This is a genomic window from Herbaspirillum sp. CAH-3 (assembly GCF_009668275.1).
GTDB lineage: Bacteria > Pseudomonadota > Gammaproteobacteria > Burkholderiales > Burkholderiaceae_D > Herbaspirillum > Herbaspirillum aquaticum.
In genome coordinates, this window is record NZ_VSWE01000001.1 from 382,670 (window position 1) to 401,054 (window position 18,385).

General features: G+C 62.8%; 17 protein-coding genes and 5 tRNA genes. 20 read left to right on the forward strand and 2 right to left on the reverse strand.

Annotated elements, in window-relative coordinates:
* Position 1 precedes the first annotated feature (1 nt).
* The 18 genes from lepB (at position 2) to FYB76_RS01895 (ending at position 13,600) form a co-directional block, all read left to right on the forward strand.
* On the forward strand, positions 2–916 hold the full coding sequence (gene lepB / locus FYB76_RS01810) for a signal peptidase I (RefSeq protein ID WP_088753664.1): 915 nt from the start codon (positions 2–4) through the stop codon (positions 914–916).
* Positions 917–1,111: 195 nt separating this feature from the next.
* On the forward strand, positions 1,112–2,098 hold the full coding sequence (rnc, locus tag FYB76_RS01815; RefSeq protein WP_154132482.1) for a ribonuclease III: 987 nt from the start codon (positions 1,112–1,114) through the stop codon (positions 2,096–2,098).
* Positions 2,095–3,024 (forward strand): GTPase Era, encoded by a 930-nt coding sequence (gene era / locus FYB76_RS01820; RefSeq protein WP_088753666.1) that lies wholly within the window; start codon positions 2,095–2,097, stop codon positions 3,022–3,024. The genes rnc and era overlap by 4 nt, the downstream gene beginning before the upstream one ends.
* Positions 3,025–3,125: 101 nt before the next feature.
* Positions 3,126–3,977, forward strand: coding sequence for a DNA repair protein RecO (recO, locus tag FYB76_RS01825; protein WP_088753667.1), 852 nt, complete (start codon positions 3,126–3,128; stop codon positions 3,975–3,977).
* A 164-nt stretch (positions 3,978–4,141) separates the two neighbouring features.
* Entirely contained in the window at positions 4,142–4,915 is a 774-nt protein-coding gene (pdxJ, locus tag FYB76_RS01830; RefSeq protein WP_154132483.1) for a pyridoxine 5'-phosphate synthase, read from the forward strand.
* A gap of 10 nt (positions 4,916–4,925) precedes the next feature.
* Positions 4,926–5,318 carry a holo-ACP synthase gene (gene acpS, locus FYB76_RS01835; RefSeq protein ID WP_088753669.1) on the forward strand — a complete coding sequence of 131 codons (393 nt, stop codon included), beginning with the start codon at positions 4,926–4,928 and terminating at the stop codon, positions 5,316–5,318.
* Positions 5,315–6,343, forward strand: a complete 1,029-nt coding sequence (gene nagZ / locus FYB76_RS01840; protein WP_154132484.1) for a beta-N-acetylhexosaminidase — start codon at positions 5,315–5,317, stop codon at positions 6,341–6,343. Before acpS ends, nagZ begins: the two co-directional genes overlap by 4 nt.
* Before the next feature lie 17 nt (positions 6,344–6,360).
* Positions 6,361–8,226 carry an excinuclease ABC subunit UvrC gene (gene uvrC / locus FYB76_RS01845; protein WP_154132485.1) on the forward strand — a complete coding sequence of 622 codons (1,866 nt, stop codon included), beginning with the start codon at positions 6,361–6,363 and terminating at the stop codon, positions 8,224–8,226.
* Positions 8,227–8,349: 123 nt separating this feature from the next.
* Positions 8,350–8,940 (forward strand): CDP-diacylglycerol--glycerol-3-phosphate 3-phosphatidyltransferase, encoded by a 591-nt coding sequence (pgsA, locus tag FYB76_RS01850; protein ID WP_088753672.1) that lies wholly within the window; start codon positions 8,350–8,352, stop codon positions 8,938–8,940.
* A 66-nt stretch (positions 8,941–9,006) separates the two neighbouring features.
* Positions 9,007–9,082, forward strand: a tRNA-Gly gene (locus FYB76_RS01855).
* 152 nt (positions 9,083–9,234) lie between these two features.
* Positions 9,235–9,308 (forward strand) — tRNA-Cys (locus FYB76_RS01860).
* Between the two features lie 11 nt (positions 9,309–9,319).
* Positions 9,320–9,395 (forward strand) — tRNA-Gly (locus FYB76_RS01865).
* A gap of 53 nt (positions 9,396–9,448) precedes the next feature.
* Positions 9,449–9,524, forward strand: a tRNA-Gly gene (locus FYB76_RS01870).
* Between the two features lie 53 nt (positions 9,525–9,577).
* Positions 9,578–9,653: transfer RNA gene (locus FYB76_RS01875), tRNA-Gly, on the forward strand.
* Between the two features lie 337 nt (positions 9,654–9,990).
* On the forward strand, positions 9,991–10,965 hold the full coding sequence (locus FYB76_RS01880; RefSeq protein WP_088753673.1) for a chemotaxis protein: 975 nt from the start codon (positions 9,991–9,993) through the stop codon (positions 10,963–10,965).
* 150 nt (positions 10,966–11,115) lie between these two features.
* Entirely contained in the window at positions 11,116–12,150 is a 1,035-nt protein-coding gene (cobT, locus tag FYB76_RS01885; RefSeq protein ID WP_154132486.1) for a nicotinate-nucleotide--dimethylbenzimidazole phosphoribosyltransferase, read from the forward strand.
* The gene (locus FYB76_RS01890) at positions 12,143–12,973 is read left to right on the forward strand and encodes an adenosylcobinamide-GDP ribazoletransferase (protein WP_154132487.1); all 831 of its coding nucleotides are present in this window, start codon (positions 12,143–12,145) and stop codon (positions 12,971–12,973) included. Before cobT ends, FYB76_RS01890 begins: the two co-directional genes overlap by 8 nt.
* A gap of 9 nt (positions 12,974–12,982) precedes the next feature.
* Complete coding sequence (locus FYB76_RS01895; RefSeq protein ID WP_154132616.1) at positions 12,983–13,600, forward strand: histidine phosphatase family protein; 618 nt, start codon at positions 12,983–12,985, stop codon at positions 13,598–13,600.
* On the opposite strand, the gene FYB76_RS01900 is transcribed toward FYB76_RS01895, so the two are convergent.
* Together FYB76_RS01900 and FYB76_RS01905 are read right to left on the reverse strand one after the other, a co-directional pair.
* Positions 13,597–14,256: a response regulator transcription factor gene (locus FYB76_RS01900; protein ID WP_154132488.1), complete on the reverse strand. Its 660-nt coding sequence runs from the start codon at positions 14,254–14,256 to the stop codon at positions 13,597–13,599. The two genes, FYB76_RS01895 and FYB76_RS01900, sit on opposite strands and share 4 nt — an antisense overlap.
* A complete protein-coding gene (locus FYB76_RS01905) occupies positions 14,249–15,640 on the reverse strand; it encodes a cache domain-containing protein (protein WP_154132489.1) in 1,392 nt (463 codons plus the stop codon). The genes FYB76_RS01900 and FYB76_RS01905 overlap by 8 nt, the downstream gene beginning before the upstream one ends.
* A 278-nt stretch (positions 15,641–15,918) precedes the next feature.
* Here FYB76_RS01905 and FYB76_RS01910 point away from each other — a divergent pair, with 278 nt between their 5' ends.
* Together FYB76_RS01910 and FYB76_RS01915 are read left to right on the forward strand one after the other, a co-directional pair.
* On the forward strand, positions 15,919–17,988 hold the full coding sequence (locus FYB76_RS01910; protein WP_154132490.1) for a carbon starvation CstA family protein: 2,070 nt from the start codon (positions 15,919–15,921) through the stop codon (positions 17,986–17,988).
* Between the two features lie 55 nt (positions 17,989–18,043).
* Entirely contained in the window at positions 18,044–18,229 is a 186-nt protein-coding gene (locus FYB76_RS01915; protein ID WP_370516285.1) for a YbdD/YjiX family protein, read from the forward strand.
* Positions 18,230–18,385 lie beyond the last annotated feature (156 nt).

An 18,385-nucleotide genomic window follows, 5' to 3' on the forward strand; every position in this document is an offset into this window, starting at 1 on the left:
CATGCAGGCTTTGTTGGGCAACTTCGCACTCATTCTGTTCGTGCTGATGCTGGTGACCGGCGTGATCTGGTTCGCCGACACCTTCTTCCTCTCCAAGCAGCGCCGCGCCCGTGCCGATGCCGCCCTGGCCGAGTTCGATGCCGCGGTCGCGCGCGATCAGGCGCAAGGCGTCAAGCGTGACGGTACCGTCGCCACCGCCCGTGCCGACCTGCAGGCGCGCCACTTGAAGCAGCCAGCCTGGATCGAATATTCCGGCAGCTTCTTCCCGGTCATCGCACTGGTGTTCTGCCTGCGTTCCTTCCTGTATGAACCGTTCAAGATTCCATCCAGCTCGATGGTGCCGACCCTGCTGGTGGGCGACCTGATCCTGGTGAACAAATTCACCTACGGTATCCGCCTGCCCATCATCAACAAGAAGATCATCGAAGTGAACCAGCCGCAGCGCGGTGACGTCATGGTCTTCAAGTACCCGAAGGACATGTCGGTGGACTACATCAAGCGCGTAGTGGGCGTGCCTGGTGATAAAATAGTCTATAAAAACAAGCGCTTAACGGTTAATGGTGAACAAATTTCTTACAAAGCGCTGCCGGATTATCTGGATGAGGAAAATCTGACGTACTATAAGCAATGGCAGGAAAACCTGACCGGCGTGGAGCACAAGATTCTCACCGATGAGCGTGCCCCCAACTTCGTGCCCAATCCCGATGCCTTCCCGCATCATGAGCTGTGCACCTACAACGCCGAAGGTTTCGCCTGCACGGTGCCGCCGGGTGAATATTTCATGATGGGCGACAACCGGGACAACAGCCTCGACAGCCGCTACTGGGGCTTCGTGCCGGACCAGAACATCGTCGGCAAGGCCTTCTTTGTCTGGATGAACCTGGGCGATATCAAGCGGATCGGCAGCTTCCACTAAGAGCGCGCCGCATCCTGGTCCAGCAGCTTACGCAGTTTCTGCAGTTTCCAACTGGCAACTTTGCATTGTGGAGGCAGACCCGGAGCAGTTTTCAGCTTTGCTTTGAACCGATCCCGCTGACTGGTCAGGCTGGTAATCCCCGATCCACGCGCCACTGCGCGTATCGGGGCGGCAGACTGAATGACGGATGAAAAAATGGATCCTCAACTCTTGCAACAACGGCTAGGCCACCCATTCAAGGATGCTTCGCTCCTGCAGCAGGCCTTGACCCACCGTAGCCATAGCGCCTTGCATAACGAGCGGCTGGAATTCCTCGGCGATTCGGTGCTGAACTGCGTGGTGGCTTCGCTGCTCTTCGAACGTTACGACAAGATCGACGAAGGCGACCTCTCGCGCCTGCGCGCCAACCTGGTCAAGCAGCAATCGCTGTATGAAATCGCCCAGCGGCTGGAGCTGTCGCAGTTCCTGCGCCTGGGAGAAGGCGAACTCAAATCCGGCGGCTTCCGCCGTCCCTCGATCCTGGCCGATACCCTGGAGGCGCTCTTTGGCGCGATCTTCCTCGATTCCGGCTTCGAAGCGGCACGCGCGGTGATCCGCTCGCTCTACGTCCCGGTGCTGGAACACGTCGATCCCAAGACCTTGGGCAAGGATGCCAAGACCCTGCTGCAAGAGTTCTTGCAGGGCAAGAAGATCCCGCTGCCGCAGTACAACGTCATCGCCACCCATGGTGCGGCCCACAGCCAGGAATTCGAGATCGAATGCCTGGTGCCCAAGCTGGACATCCAGGTCTTCGGCACCGGTGGCAGCCGCCGCGCCGGCGAACAGGCCGCCGCCAAGCTGGCCCTGGAAGCCGTGCAGCTGGCGCTGGCCAAGACCCCGTCGGCCGGCCGCAAGCCGCGTGCCCGTACCACCCAGCTCAAACTGGCCGGTATTGCAACCATCCAGCCGGATGCACCCGAGCACGAAGCGGGCAAGGGCAATCGTCCTGACGCCTCGACGGTCAATGGCAGCAAGCCTGCCAAACCGCCCAAGGAGCTGAAGGAGCAGAAGGAAACCAAGGAACAGAAGGGCGGGCCCGTCACCGTGCGCAACGATGGCAAGACCACCGGCGACCGCACTGAAACGGCCGCAGCAGAACCCATTTCGGCGGCTTCATCCGCCTCGCAATCCAGAACAGCATGACAGATTCCCCCATGGCCGATGACGCATCGGCGCAGACCCCCGAGAGCGATTACCGTTGCGGTTACATCGCCATCGTCGGTCGTCCCAACGTTGGCAAGTCGACCCTCATGAACGTGCTGGTCGGCGCCAAGGTCAGCATCACCTCGCGCAAGGCCCAGACCACGCGCCACCGCATCACCGGCATCCAGACCATCGAGAACACCCAGTATGTCTACGTCGACACGCCGGGCTTCCAGACGCGTCACAGCAATGCCCTCAACAAGACCCTGAACCGCACCGTCACCAATACCCTGACGGCGTCCGACGTGATCCTCTTCGTGATCGAAGCCGGTACTTTTGGCCCCGCCGACAAGCAGGTGCTTGATCTCCTGCCGGCCAACGTACCCTGCATCCTGGTGTTGAACAAGGCCGACCGCAACAAGGACAAGACCACGCTCATGCCCTTCGCCCGCGAAGTGGCTTCGCACCATGATTTTGCCGCCGTGGTACCGGTCTCGGCCAAGCAGCGCTTCCAGCTCGATCGCCTGCAGGAAGAAGTGCGCAAGCTGCTGCCGCAGAATCCGCCGATGTTCGACGAAGACGACATCACTGACCGCAGCGAGAAATTCCTGGCCTCCGAAATCGTGCGCGAAAAGGTATTCCGCTTCGTCGGTGAAGAATTGCCCTACACCAGCACGGTCCTGATCGAGAAGTTCGAGCAGGAAGGCAACCTGCGCCGCATCTTCGCGGCCATCCTGGTCGAACGCGACACCCACAAGGCCATGGTGATCGGCCAGAAGGGCGCACGCCTGAAGGAAATTTCCACCCAGGCGCGCCTGGACATGGAGCGCCTCTTCGGTGGTCCGGTCTACCTGGAGATCTGGGTCAAGGTCAAATCGGGCTGGGCCGACAACGAAGCCGGCCTGCGCGCCTACGGCTACGAGTGAGCCCGCGTGCGGCCTCCTGCGGGCTGCGCGCAATCCCTGCATAATCATGGCATTACGCCGCGCCCCAACGACGTGGCTTCACGCATTCAGGACGGATATCCATGACCACCATGCTCAACGAACCCCAGCTCGACGGCCAGGTAATCGATCCGGCCGCGCCGGTCGCGCCCCAGGCGCCTGCCAAGGCCCCGGCGCGCAAGCCGGCCGCGCCCCGTGCGCGCAGCCGCGCGGTGCCGGAGAAGGAGCACAAGGTACTGGCGCAGCCGGGCTTCGTGCTGCACAGCTATCCCTACAAGGAAACCAGTCTCATCATCGACGTGTTCTCCCGGGATCACGGCCGTATCGCACTCGTAGCCAAGGGCGCCAAGCGTCCGCACTCCAAGCTGCGCGGTGCCTTGCAGACTTTCCAGCCGCTCTCGCTGTCGTGGAGCGGCAAGTCCGAAGTGCGCACGCTGACCGACGCCGAATGGGTGGGCGGCCTGCTGCCGCTGGAAAAATCGGCCCTGCTGTGCGGTTTCTACCTCAATGAATTGCTGGTCAAGCTGCTGGCGCGCGAAGATGCGCACCCGGCACTGTTCGACCATTACGTGGCTACCCTCAACAAGCTGGCCCATGGCGAGAATGCCCCCATCGTGCTGCGCCAGTTCGAACGCATCCTCTTGAAGCAGACCGGCGTGGCCGGCAACTGGAGCCATTGCGTGGCCAGCGGCAAGACCGTGCAGCCGGATGGCATCTATGTCGTGGATCCGGAGCAGGGCACACGCCCCGAGCGCATTTCCGACCGCGCGCCCAAGGTCTCCGGCAAGACACTGCTGGACATGGAGCGCGAGGACTACAGCGACCCCACCACGCAGTTGCAGAGCAAGTTCCTGATGCGCTACCTGCTGTCGCATCACCTGGGCGGTGCGCAGCTCAACACGCGCCAGATCCTGATCGACCTGATGCAGCTGTGATGGCGCGGGCGGCCTGCCTGCCGCCGGCCAGAACATGCCGCCACTTGATCCCGTCTGCCCCCGCGTGCGATCCCGAGCCGCTACAATCCGACATTGGCTGCGCGGTTCTTCACGTGCAGCCTTGATCACATCCCGACATCATTCAAACGAAGCTTCCTGACACCATGAGTTTCCTGCAGCCTGCCGGCCCGGCCATTGACCTGGGCATCAACATCGATCACGTCGCCACCCTGCGCAATGCGCGCGGCACCCGTTATCCCGATCCCATCCGCGCCGCGCTGGAAGCCGAGGAGGCCGGTGCCGATGCGATCACCCTGCACCTGCGCGAAGACCGCCGCCACATCCGCGATGAAGACGTCAAGGCCATCCGCCCGCTGCTGCAGACGCGCATGAACCTGGAAGCCGCTGTGACGAAAGAGATGATCGATTTCGCCTGTGGCATCCAGCCGCAGGATGTCTGCCTGGTGCCGGAAAAGCGCACCGAAGTCACCACCGAAGGCGGCCTGGACGTGCGCGGCCATTTTGCCGATGTGCAGGCGGCGATCGTGCAGTTGCAGCAGGAACGCATTCGCGTCTCTTTGTTCATTGATCCGGATGTGGAGCAGATCCAGGCGGCCGCAGAATCGGGTGCACCCGTCATCGAACTTCATACCGGCCGTTATGCGGACGCCACCAGCGAGCGTGAACAGCAGGAAGAGCTGGAGCGCATCCGCATTGCCGTGCAAGCCGGCATCAAGCTCGGCCTGAAGGTCAATGCCGGCCACGGGCTGCACTACACCAATGTCCAGGCCATCGCCGCCATCCCAGAGATCGCTGAACTCAACATCGGCCACGCCGTAGTCGCCCATGCGGTCTTTGCCGGCTGGCGCAATGCGGTCTCCGAGATGAAGGCCATCATGGTCAAGGCCCGCCTGGACACCCTCAAGGCCAAGGCTTGAGGCGCGCCGCATGATTTACGGCATCGGTACCGACATCCTCCAGATTTCGCGCCTGGAGGCGACCCTGGGGCGTCACGGCGACCGTTTCGCCGCCAAGATCCTGGGCCCGCAGGAAATGGAAAAATACCTGCGCCGCAAGGCCAAAGTGGAAGCACGCGGCGTGCGCTTCCTGGCCACCCGTTTCGCCGCCAAGGAAGCCTTTTCCAAGGCCATCGGCATGGGCATGCGCATGCCCATGACCTGGCGCGCCATGCAGGTGTTGAACGCCCCCAGCGGCAAGCCGGTGGTGGTCTGCAGCGGCGCCTTGCAAGAATGGATGGAAGAGCAGGGCTTGAGCGCCCAGGTTTCCGTCACCGACGAAGTGGAATACGCCGTCGCCTTTGTCATCGTGGAGAAGTCATGAATCAAGCCGTCAAGCCGCTCGGTCCGGTGATGCTGGACGTGGTCGGCACCACGCTGGATGCCGCCGATATCGCGCGCCTCCAGCACCCGCTGACGGGCGGGGTCATCCTGTTTGCCCGCAACTATGAGAACCGTGCGCAACTGGTCGCCTTGACCAGTGCGATTCGCCAGGCCCGTCCCGGTATCCTCATCGCCGTGGACCACGAAGGCGGCCGCGTGCAGCGCTTCCGCACCGATGGTTTTACGCGCCTGCCGGCCATGGGCCAACTGGGCCAGCTGTGGGATCGCGACGTACTGCAAGCCACCAAGGTGGCCACGGCCACCGGCTTCGTGCTGGCCGCTGAACTGCGCGCCTGTGGCATCGACCTGTCGTTCACGCCGGTGCTCGACCTGGATTACGGCGTCTCCAGCGTGATCGGCGACCGTTCCTTCCATCGCGATCCGCGCGTGGTCACGCTCATGGCCAAGAGCCTCAATCACGGCCTGGCGCTGGCGGGCATGGCCAATTGCGGCAAGCATTTCCCCGGCCATGGTTTCGTCACGGCCGACTCCCACGTGGCCATACCGGTCGATGAGCGCGGCCTGGGCGACATCCTCGGCGACGACGCCACACCGTATGACTGGCTGGGCATGAGCCTGGCCGCGGTCATGCCGGCGCACGTCATCTACCCCAAGGTGGATGCGCAACCGGCCGGTTTCTCCAAGGTCTGGCTGTCGATGCTGCGCGAGCGCTTCGGCTTCCAGGGGGTGATCTTCAGTGACGACCTCAGCATGCACGGTGCCAGTGTCGCCGGTGGTCCGCTGCAGGCCGCACAGGCTGCGCTGGATGCGGGCTGCGATGTGGCGCTGATCTGCAACTCGCCGGACAAGGCCGACGCCATCCTCGCCGGGCTCCAGGGCGGTACCGATGCGGCCTCCGCCGCACGCCGCGCGACCCTGCTGCCCTGTGGCGAGGCATTGGGCTGGGATGCGCTGCAAGCCGATCCGCGCTACCTGGCCGCACGCTCGCTGGTGCAGTCGCTGTAAGTCATTCGTTTTCGCTCATGTCCGAGATCCCAGTATCCCCGCTCCCCGACCCGCGTGAAGTCGTGCTGGACACGGTTGCCCGGCTGCCGCACCTGCCGGGCGTCTATCGCTACTTCGACGCCGAGGACAACGTGCTCTACGTGGGCAAGGCGCGCGACCTCAAGAAGCGTGTCTCCAGCTATTTCCAGAAGACCCTCACCAGTGCGCGCATTGCCATGATGGTCGAGCGCATTGCGCGCCTCGAAACCACGGTCACCCGCAGCGAGGCTGAAGCGCTGCTGCTGGAAAACAATCTCATCAAGACGCTGCGCCCTCGCTTCAACATCCTCTTCCGCGACGACAAGTCCTATCCCTACCTGAAGATCACCGGCCACGCCTTCCCGCGCATGGCCTACTATCGCGGCGCGGTGGACAAGCGCAGCCAGTATTTCGGTCCGTTCCCCAACGCCGGCGCAGTGAAGGAATCGATCCAGATCCTGCAGAAGGTGTTCCTGCTGCGCACGTGCGAAGACACCGTCTTCACCAACCGTACGCGGCCCTGCCTGCTGCACCAGATCCACCGCTGCAGCGGACCCTGCGTGAACCTGGTCAGCCGCGAGGATTACGCGCTCGACGTGGAGAATGCCTCCAAATTCCTGCGCGGCCGCCAGAGCGAAGTGATGGAAGCGCTGGAGCAGAAGATGCATGCCTTCGCCGCCGACCTGAAATTCGAACAGGCCGCTGCCGTGCGCGACCAGATCGGTTCGCTCTCCAGCGTGCTGCACCAGCAGAGTATGGAGACGGTCAGCGACGCCGACATCGACATCATCGCCGTGGTGGTGCAGGGCGGCCGTGCCTGCGTGAACCTGGCGATGGTGCGCGGCGGGCGCCACCTCGGCGACCGCGCCTATTTCCCCACGCATGTGGATGATGCGATGGACACCGCCGAGGACAGCATCGAGGTGGAAGTGCTCAAAGCCTTCCTGGCCCAGCACTACATCGACAAGTTCATCCCCGGCTCGCTCATCGTCGGCACCGAATTCGATGATCCGGCCCTGATGATGGCCTTGATGGAGCAGTGCGGCCATCGCATCACGCTGACTTTCCAGCCACAGGGCCAACGTCGCCAGTGGCTGGAGATGGCCGCCAAGGGGGCCGGGATCGCACTGGCACGATTGCTGTCCGAGCAAGGCTCGCAGCAGGCCCGCACGCGTGCGCTGGCCGAAGTCCTGGAGCTGGAACGCGAAGACCTGGACGAACTGCGCGCCGAATGCTTCGACATCAGCCACACCCAAGGTGAAGCCACGCAAGCCTCGTGCGTGGTGTTCCATCACCATGCGATGCAGAACGGTGAATACCGCCGCTACAACATCAACGACATCACGCCCGGCGATGACTACGCCGCCATGCGCCAGGTGCTCACGCGCCGCTACGAGAAGGTCGCCAACGGCGAAGGCGTGATGCCGGACATCGTCCTGATCGACGGCGGCAAAGGCCAGGTCGAGATGGCGCGTCAGGTGCTGACCGAACTGGGGTTGGACATCAGTCTGATCGTCGGTGTGGCCAAGGGGGAAGGGCGCAAGGTCGGCCTGGAGACCCTGGTCTTCGCCGATGGCCGTGCGCCCAAGGAGCTGGGCAAGGAATCGGCTGCACTGATGCTGATCGCGCAGATCCGCGACGAAGCGCACCGTTTTGCCATCACCGGCATGCGCGCCAAGCGCGCCAAGGCACGCCAGACCTCGCGCCTGGAAGAGATCGAGGGCATCGGTGCCAAGCGCCGCCAGCGCCTGCTGGTGCGCTTCGGTGGCCTGCGCGGCGTGGCCGATGCCAGCGTGGATGACCTGGCCTCCGTGGAAGGCATCTCGCGCCAGCTGGCCGAGGAAATCTACCGCCAGTTGCACTGAGTTCGTTCAAGCTGCTGCACCGCTGCTGCGCGCACCGACGTAAAGGCGGGCGCAGCAGGGGATGACTCTGCTACTATTCGGTAAATTTTTTTTCGTGTACGCCGCTCCAACCCTCCAAGACGTATGCCTTTCAATATTCCGATTCTGCTGACCTGGTTGCGGGTGGCGCTCATTCCTCTGGTCGTCGGGGTCTATTACCTGCCTGAGATTGGCTTGAACCGTTACGAGCAGGGCATCGCCGCCACGGCCGTGTTCATCGTCGCGGCCGCTACCGACTGGTTCGATGGCTTCCTGGCGCGCCGCTGGAACCAGACCTCCGCCTTTGGCGCCTTCCTCGACCCGGTGGCCGACAAGCTCATGGTCACCGGCGCCTTGCTGGTGCTGGTGCACCTGGATCGCGTGCATCCGGTGATCGCCTTCATCATCATCGGCCGCGAGATCGCCATTTCGGCGCTGCGTGAATGGATGGCCCAGATCGGCGCCTCCAAGTCAGTGGCGGTCAGTTCGCTGGGCAAGATCAAGACCACCGCACAGATGATCGCCATCCCCATGCTGCTGTACTACGACAGCCTGTTCGGCTTCATCGATACGCGCCTGTGGGGCAGCTTGCTGCTGCTGGTGGCGGCGGTGCTGACGGTGTGGTCGATGCTGTACTACCTGCGCCGCGCGATGCCGATGATCAAGGAAGCCGATGCCGGGAACAGAAAAAAATAATTAAATAATTAAGATCGATAGTTGACAAATACCAACGCTGCCTTATAATAGCGTTCTGTTTTCGATGCGGGAGTAGCTCAGTTGGTAGAGCGATACCTTGCCAAGGTATAGGTCGAGAGTTCGAGACTCTTCTCCCGCTCCAAGTTACTTGGAAAAAAGGAAGCCTGACAAAGCTTCCTTTTTTTATTGTGATAGGTGAGCGAGCATTGAAATTTTGGCTGCGGCGCAAGTCGAAAAAAGTCAAAAAAGATGTTTGCAAACAACACGTGTTTTAGGTAGTATGCGTGTCCCCAAGGCGGGGTAGCAAAGTGGTTATGCAGCGGCCTGCAAAGCCGTCTACGCCGGTTCGATCCCGACCCCCGCCTCCAAAACGCTCCATGCGGGAGTAGCTCAGTTGGTAGAGCGATACCTTGCCAAGGTATAGGTCGAGAGTTCGAGACTCTTCTCCCGCTCCAGATTCAAGGCAGGCAGCTTCGGCTTCCTGCAGCAGTAAAGTGTAAGTTTCCATGCGGGAGTAGCTCAGTTGGTAGAGCGATACCTTGCCAAGGTATAGGTCGAGAGTTCGAGACTCTTCTCCCGCTCCAGTTTCAAACCAGGCAGCTTCGGCAGCCTGTTGCAGTAGATGTAAAAGTCCCATGCGGGAGTAGCTCAGTTGGTAGAGCGATACCTTGCCAAGGTATAGGTCGAGAGTTCGAGACTCTTCTCCCGCTCCAAATTGAAAGAGGAAGCCTTCGGGCTTCCTCTTTTCATTTCTGCGCTGCATTTGCGCACCCGCCGCTCTCGTTGCTTTTCCTTCCTCAACGCCGAGTGCATCCTGCACATCACGCGGATACCCCCAGTTTTTGGTTTCCTCGTCTGCTTGTTCGTCGTGGCGGTACGATGCGTCTCTCCTGCCAGGCAGCGAGCGTGGTATTTCGATACATGCGACAAGGCAAGAATGAAAAATGTCGACTATCGGCATTTGCCTGATTGCCACGACCATCTTTCCCTACTACATTGCTGAGTCAGGCTTTTCGCCTGTCACTATCATTCGCATCCTGGGGAGGGGGCATGGACAATTTTCAGAAAGAGATTGACGAAAGAACCAATCTCACCGCATCCAACAAGTTCGAGCTGCTGCTGTTCCGCCTGGGGGCGGATCCACATGGTGAGCGTTCCGAGCTGTTTGGCATCAACGTCTTCAAGATCCGCGAAATCGTGCCCATGCCGCCGGTTACCAAGGCCGCCGGTACGCAATCGCCGATGCTGGGCATGGTCAACATCCGTGGCCAGATCATCTCGGTGATCGACCTGCCGGCGGTGGTGGGCTGTGTGCCCAAGACGGGCCTCAACATCCTGCTGGTCACCGAATACGCGCGCAGCACCCAGGCCTTTGCGGTGGAATCGGTGGACGAGATCGTGCGCCTCGAATGGAGCCAGGTCCTCTCGGCCGAAACCAGCAGCGGTGGCGCCTTCGTCACCAGCATCGCGCGCCTGGACCAGGACAAGGACACCAGCCGCCTGGCGCAGGTGCTGGATGTGGAGCAGATCCTGCACGAGATCATGCCCAGCGATCGCAACATGAAGATGGAAAACCTGGAAAAGAGCGCCGGCCATGGCATGCGCCCCGGCGCGGTGGCCATCGCCGCCGACGATTCCAAGGTAGCCCGTTCGCTCATCGAGCAGGGCTTGCGGGCCATGGAAATTCCCTTCGAGATGCATGTCACCGGCAAGGATGCCTGGGACAAGATCCAGAAACTGGCCAAGGAAGCGCGCGCCGAGGGCAAGCCGATTGCTGACAAGATCTCCTTCGTGCTGACCGATCTGGAAATGCCGGAGATGGACGGCTTCACCCTCACGCGCAACATCAAGCGCGAGGACTTCCTGAAAAACATTCCCGTCATCATCCACTCTTCACTGTCCGGTTCGGCCAACGAGGATCACGTCAAGAGCGTGGGCGGGGATGCCTACGTCGCCAAGTTCGAAGCCAACGAACTGGCCGCGACCATCTTCGGCGTGCTCGACAAGGCCGCGGCCAAGGCCTGACCTGCCCGCGCTGCAATCACCATGAAGGGAGCCTTGGGGCTCCCTTTCTTTTTCACCTGCGCCGGCCACTGTCCTGCCGCTGCAAGCGCCGATCTCGTATACTGACGCTCCCTTGATCCTGCCGCATCGTGCGGCGCAGAGCCTCTCTTCATGCAGATTCCCGCCATCGCCTCTCCGTATGACGCCGCCCTGGCCGCGCGTCTCGACGCGCGCATCAACGACAAGACCAAGCCCCTTGGCAGCCTCGGCGCGCTGGAGCGCCTGGCGCGCCAGATCGGCCTGATCCAGGGCAGCGACCATCCGGTGCTGCGCCAGAGCGCCATCGTGGTCTGTGCCGGGGATCATGGCGTCACCGCGGAGGGCGTCTCAGCCTATCCGCAAAGCGTGACCTGGCAGATGGTGGAGAACTTCCTCGCTGGCGGTGCCGCGATCAACATCTTCGCGCGCCAGAATGAATGCGCGCTCTATATCGTCGATACCGGCGTCAATCATGATTTCGGCCAGCGCGATGGCCTGCTGGACCGCAAGATCGCAGCCGGTACCGCCAATTTCTGCGAAGCGCCGGCAATGACGGCACCGCAATGCGAGGCCGCGCTGCAGGCCGGCCTCCAGTTCGCCGAATCGCTGCAGGCCGATGTGCTGGGCTTCGGCGAGATGGGGATCGGCAATACCACAGCCGCTGCCGCGTTGATGGCGGCCTTCACAGGCGTGCCGGTGCAAGAATGCGTCGGCGCCGGTACCGGCCTTGATGCCCAGGGAGTCGCCCGCAAGGCCGATGCGGTGACGCGCGCGCTGCACCTGCATGCGCAAGCGAGCACACCGCTGCAGCGATTGGCGGCCTTGGGTGGCTTCGAGATCGCCTTCATGGCGGGGGCCATGCTCGGTGCAGCACAGCGCCGCAAGGTGGTGCTCATCGATGGCTTCATCGTCACCTCGGCGCTGCTGGTGGCGGCCGCCCTGCAGCCGGCCGTGCTGGAGTACTGCGTGTTTTCGCATTGCTCGGATGAGGCCGGCCATCGCCGCATGCTGCAGTACCTGGGGGCCACGCCGCTGATGCAGTTGGACCTGCGCCTGGGCGAGGGCACCGGGGCCGCGCTGGCCTTGCCGCTGCTGCGTGCGGCCGTCAATTTCCTGGAACGCATGGCCACTTTCTCCTCGGCCAGCGTCAGCGAAAAACATGTCTGACAAAGACTTCACCTCTGCGCCGCCATCGTGCAGTGAGGGCCCGCTGTACCAGCTGCGCCTGTTCTTCACGGCGCTGCAATTCTTCACACGGCTGCCGATCCCGCGCTGGGTGGGCTTCCAGCCACACTGGCTGCAGCACGCCACGCGCTATTTTCCGCTGGTCGGCTGGATCGTGGCCTGGGCCTGTGCCCTGGTCTACCTGCTGGCCGTGCAGTTCTGGCCACAGGGGGTGGCGGTGCTGCTGTCCACCGCAGCCGGGATCTGGCTTACCGGCGCCTTCCATGAGGACGGATTCGCCGATGTCTGCGATGGCCTCGGTGGCGCAGTCAGCCGTGAACGTGCGCTGGAGATCATGCGTGATTCGCGCCTGGGCAGTTATGGCGTGATCGGTATCGTCGCGCTCTTGCTGGCCAAGCTGGCGGCCTTGCAGGCGCTGCTGCCGTTGCAGGTGCTGGCCGTGCTGGGGATGGCTCATCCGCTGTCGCGCTGGCTGGCCACCTGCCTCATCTGGCGCATGGATTATGTCCGTGAGGAGGGCAAGGCCAAGCCACTGGCGCAGCAGATGGGGCATGGCGAATTCCTGTTGGCGACCTCGTTTGCGGTGCTGCCGGTGATCGGCGTGATCGCGCTGGGCATGATGTCCTGGCAGCGCATCGCTGCCGGCATGCTGCTGGCGACACTGGCGACGATCTGGCTGGCCTGGCGCTTCCGGCGTCGCCTCGGCGGCTATACCGGGGATTGCCTCGGTGCGGTCCAGCAGTTGAGCGAGACGGCCTTCTATCTCGGTGCGCTTGCCTCACTGCCTTCGTGGTGGAATCCCTGAGCCATGCCCATGCGCCTGCATCTGGTCCGGCATCCCCAGCCGCTCGTGGACAAGAGCACCTGTTATGGTCGCAGCGATATTGCGGTCGCTCCCGAGATGCTGGCGCAGAGCGCGGCGCAACTATTGCCGCAGTTGCGGGCGCTGCCCCATGACTGGCCGCTGGTGAGCAGCCCCCTGCAGCGCTGCGCGAAGCTCGCGCACTCCCTCGCGCAGGCCATGCATCGTCCCGCACCGCAGCTGGATCCGCGGCTGCAGGAAATGGATTTCGGCCAATGGGAGCTGCGCCCCTGGGATGACATCCCCTGGGCCGAAGTCGAGGCATGGAATGCCGATCTTGCGCATTACGCACCCGGCGGTGGCGAGACTTTGACCGAGGTGGCAGGCCGCATGTGGCAAGCCTTCGACGACCTGCTCGCCACCAGCGCCGAGGGCGTCATCGTGATCTGCCATGCCGGGTCCATCCGCATGCTGCACGCCTGCGCCGCATGGCGTGCAGGGCAGGGCGCGTCTGCCAGTCCGGAGGCCGCAGACTTCCGGGAGATCGCCCTGAACGCCGCAGCCCATCGCACCGAGATTCCCTATGCCCGCCCGCTGGTGCTGGATGTCTCCCCCAGCCCGGCGCGCTAGCCCGCCCCGCGCGATTCCACCGCAAATTTGATCAGTTCCGCCTGCCCATCGATATTGAGCTTGCGCTTGATGTTGAGCCGGTGGGTTTCCACCGTCCGTACGCTCAGGTCCAGCTCGCGGGCGATCTGCTTGTTCGATTCACCATTGGCAATGTGCTGCAGCACTTCGCGCTCGCGCTGCGTGAGCAACTCGCGCACCGGCAGTGGCTGGGTCAGCTGGCGCGCCAGTGCGGCGCTGTAGTAGATCCCGCCCGAGCGTACCGTTTCGATGGCATGCACGATGTCCTGGCTGGGCGCGTCCTTGAGCACATAGCCGCGGGCACCTGCCTGGATCGATTGCATCACGTATTCCGCCTTGTCATGCATGCTCAGGATCAGTACCGCGATCTCCGGATGCAGCGCATGAAAACGCGCCGTCAGCTCGATGCCGTTGATGCCGCGCATGTTGATGTCCATCAGTGTGAGATCGATCTGATGCAGGGCGGCGGCGGCCAGTGCCTCCTCGGCATTGCCCGCCTCGGCCACCACTTCCAGTCCGGGCACGGTTTCCAGTCGCGCGCGCAAGCCGTCGCGCACCAGCGGATGATCGTCGATGAGCATGATGCGCGTAGTAGCAGCGGCAGGGGCGGGGGAGATGGGGTTGGCGGTCTCAGACATGGGGCGAAGGGAAGAGGGAAGAGCGGGCAATGACGGCGCTGATGCTGGTACCGGCAGCCGATGAATCGATGGCCAGCTCACCACCAACGGCTTCCATGCGTTCGCGCATGTTGCGCAGTCCGATGCCGTGGCGCGAATGATCGTCTACCTGGCCGGGATCGAAGCCGTTGCCGTTGTCCTGCACTTGCAGCATCAGCAGGTTGTGGCCGTCATACAGGCGCATGCGGATCTGGCTGGCGTTGGCATGCCGTGCAATGTTGGTGAGCGCTTCCTGCGCCACGCGGAACAGCACGGTGTTGACCACGTCCGAGAGCGCCGCGCCGTCCTCGCGTTGGCGCTCATGCTCGAAGACGATCTGTGTCTGCGGGCTGCTTTCGCGCCACTCGCCGCACAGGTGTTCCAGTGCCGCCGCCAGTCCGAGATCATCGAGGATGGCCGGCCGCAAATCGTGCGAGATGCGGCGCACTTCGGCCAGCACGCCGTTGATCTGGATGGCGGTCTTTTCAAAGCCGGCGCGCGCCGCCGCCGCCTGTTCGGGCGTGCCGCGCAGGCGTTCCAGGGCGGCTTCGATCTGCAGCTTGATGGAGACCAGCCACTGGCTGATGCCGTCATGCAGGTCGCGCGAGAGGCGCGCGCGTTCTTCTTCCTGCGAACGCACCACGCGCTGGGCCAGCTGGCGCAGCTTGGCATCGGCCACGCGATGCTCGCTCAGGTTCAGCAGCAGGCCGGCCAGTCCCACCGCCAGCGCGCTGGATAAAGCGATGATCGCGATGAGCAGCATGGTCTGGTGCAGGTAGCCGGAATTCTGGTGATCGACCTGGGCCAGTGCCGCTTCCACATCATCGAGGTAAATGCCGGTGCCGATCACCCAGCCCCAGCGCGGCAGTGCGATCACGTAGCCCAGCTTGGGCGCCACGGTCTTGCTGGAGGGCTTGCGCCACAGGTAGCGCTCAAAGCCGCCGCCCTGGTGGGCGCGTTCGATCAGGTGCTGGATGGTCGGGCTGCCGGAGGCATCGCGCCAGTCCCACATCTCGCGCCCGACCAGTTCCGGCTGGCGCGGATGCATGATGCTGCGGCCCTGGTCGTCATAGACGAAGAAATAGCCGTCGTCGCCAAACTCCAGGTCGGCCAGGATGCGCCTGGCTTCTTCTTTGATGGCGTCATCGGTGCGTCCGGTGTCGTAGAGATGGGCCAGCGCATGCTGGGCCAGGTCGACGTAGTGGCGTAGCTCCGTATTCTTGCTGGCCAGGTAGGCGGCTTCGATGGTGGAACGCTGCTGGCGCGCCAGTTCCACCGCCTGGTAACGCACCACCAGCGCGATGGCCGCAAAGGCCAGGCACAGCGGGACGATGGCGAGGAAGATGATTTTCTGGCGCAGTTTCATGCCCGCGATTCTACCCAAAGCCTATGGGTGCCCGCGTAAATCTTCATCTCGTTTGCCTGCCCGTTATCACCACGGAAGAAAATCCCTTCACCCTGCGTAATTCTACGTAGCGGCTCTGCGTAGTGCTGCGCTTGTGGGGCAGCAGGGGCATGCCGATACTGGCGGGCATCCTGCGCAGTGCGTCCGTTCGATCAGTTTCATTCATGTGGACCTGGACGACGACGCACTGACGACAACAAGATTTCCCACAACAATTCATATCCGCAAGGAGGAGAACAATGAACCGCTTGGTTTCCAGACTGGGCTGGCTGGCTGTCGCCCTGGGTGGCGCCGGGGCCTGCGCCTACGTCGCATTGCAGCGCGGCGAATCGATCAATGCCGTCTGGCTGGTCGTGGCCTCGGTGTGCGTCTACCTGATCGCCTACCGCTTCTACAGCAAATTCATCGCCGAGCGCGTGCTGGGCCTGGATGGCGCGCGCATGACGCCGGCCTACAAGTTCAACGATGGCCTGGATTACGTGCCCACCAACAAGTACGTGCTGTTCGGCCACCACTTCGCCGCCATCGCCGGTGCCGGTCCCCTGGTGGGCCCGGTGCTGGCCGCGCAGATGGGCTATTTGCCGGGCATGCTGTGGATCCTGGCCGGCGTGGTCTTTGCCGGTGCCGTGCAGGACTTCATGGTGCTGTTCATCTCCACCCGCCGCGACGGCCGCTCGCTGGGCGACCTGATCAAGTCCGAACTGGGGCAGGTACCCGGCGTGATCGCGCTCTTCGGGGCCTTCATGATCATGGTCATCATCCTGGCGGTGCTGGCGCTGATCGTGGTCAAGGCCCTGGCCGAGTCGCCGTGGGGCACTTTCACCGTGGCCGCGACCATTCCCATTGCGCTCTTCATGGGCGTCTATTCGCGCTACATTCGTCCGGGCCGCATTGGCGAAGTCTCGTGGATCGGCTTCGTGCTGCTGATGCTGGCCATCGTCGGCGGCCAGTTTGTGCAGGAACATGCCGTGCTGGGCCAGATGTTCACCTTCAACGGCAAGCAGCTGACCTGGATGCTGATCGGCTATGGTTTCGTTGCCTCGGTGCTGCCGGTGTGGCTGCTGCTGGCACCGCGCGATTACCTGTCCACCTTCCTGAAGATCGGCACCATCGTGGCGCTGGCGCTGGGCATCATCTTCATTGCCCCGCACCTGAAGATGCATGCGGTGACCCGCTTCATCGACGGCAGTGGTCCGGTGTGGTCGGGTTCGCTGTTCCCGTTCCTGTTCATCACCATCGCCTGCGGTGCGGTCTCGGGCTTCCATGCGCTCATTTCCTCGGGCACCACGCCCAAGCTGCTGGAAAACGAAAAGCACGCCCGCTTCATCGGCTATGGCGCCATGCTGATGGAATCCTTCGTGGCCATCATGGCGCTGATCGCGGCTTCCTGCATCGAGCCGGGCATCTACTTCGCCATGAACAGTCCCGCCGCGCTGATCGGCACCACGCCGGAGAACGTGGCCCAGGTAATCTCGCAGTGGGGCTTCCACATCACCCCCGAGATGCTGACCCATACCGCCCAGGCCGTGGGTGAACATACCATCATCTCGCGCGCCGGCGGCGCGCCTACGCTGGCCGTGGGCATGGCCCAGATTCTCTCCGGCGTGACGGGGGAAGCCATGATGGCCTTCTGGTACCACTTCGCCATCCTGTTCGAGGCGCTGTTCATCCTGACTGCCGTGGATGCGGGTACCCGTGCCGGCCGCTTCATGCTGCAAGACTTGCTGGGCGCCTTCATCCCGCCGATGAAGCGCACCGATTCCTGGGCTGCCAGCCTGATCGCCACCGGCCTGTGCGTGACCGGCTGGGGTTACTTCCTGTACCAGGGCGTGGTCGATCCGCTGGGCGGCATCAATACCCTGTGGCCGCTGTTCGGCATCTCCAACCAGATGCTGGCCGGTATTGCCCTGATCCTGGCGACCTGCGTGCTGTTCAAGATGAAGCGCGACCGCTTCGCCTGGGTCACCGTGGTGCCCACGACCTGGCTGCTGATCTGCACCCTGACCGCCGGCTGGCAAAAGGTCTTCGATGCCAATCCGCGCGTGGGTTTCCTGGCGCATGCGCAGAAGTACCAGGCGGCGCTGGACGAAGGCAAGCTGCTGGCACCGGCCAAGTCGATCGAGCAGATGCGCCAGGTGATCTTCAACGATTACGTCGATGCCGGCCTGGCCGCGATGTTCATGCTGGTGGTGGTGAGCGTGCTGGTGTTCGGTATTCGTACCGTATTGAAGGCGCGTGCGGCGCACCAGCCCAGCGTCAAGGAATCAGCCTACCAGGCGCTGCCAGCCAGTGCCGTAGCCCCGCAGTGAAGCTTTTTGCAGCAAGGAGAACAGCATGAGCAAACCTGGCGCCCTGGCGCAACTGATGGCCTGGCGGCGCCAGGTCGGCCGCACCCTGAACCTGATGGTGGGCATGCCTGAATACGATACCTATGTGGCCCACATGAAGGCCTCTCATCCGGATCACTGCGTGATGACCTATGAAGAATTCTTCCGCGAGCGCCAGGAAGCGCGCTATGGCGGCAAGGGGCGGGTGGGGCGCTGCTGTTGAACTGTGCTGACTTCCCGCCGGCCGCAAGCACGGCCCGGGCCGATGAGAAAGAGACCTTCGGGTCTCTTTTTTTTCGATGTTTCCATGATGCAGGTTATTTCATATCAGGAATTCCCTAATACGAAGCATGTTGCTTCTGACTTATCATTTTTGAAC